Annotated in this window: 1 pseudogene; it reads left to right on the top strand. The window is 78.0% G+C overall.

Going from position 1 to position 250, the window contains the following annotated elements:
- Positions 1-250 (top strand): annotated as a pseudogene (locus SB719_RS21630) (hypothetical protein); the annotation flags it as partial.

Genomic DNA, 250 nt, shown 5'->3' on the forward strand with positions numbered 1-250 from the left:
TCGCGCCGCGCGCGCCGGCGCCGCAGACGGACACGACGACGACCGGACGCGAGGCCCACGCGCCGGCAGAAGCGCCGCCATCCGGAGACGCATCGGCGGCCGCCGACGACGATCTCGCGACGCCGTCGGCGGCTCCCGACACCGGCACGACCGGCGATGCCGCGCCACCTGCGCAAGCCGCACCCGCGGCGCCGATCGTCGGGCCTGACACCGACCTCCAGGACGTTCCGGACGCGACGCCGGTTGCGCC

Origin of the sequence: Pantoea sp. SIMBA_079, assembly GCF_046940275.1 — a bacterium.
In the GTDB taxonomy this organism is placed as follows: Bacteria; Pseudomonadota; Gammaproteobacteria; order Enterobacterales; family Enterobacteriaceae; genus Pantoea; species Pantoea borealis.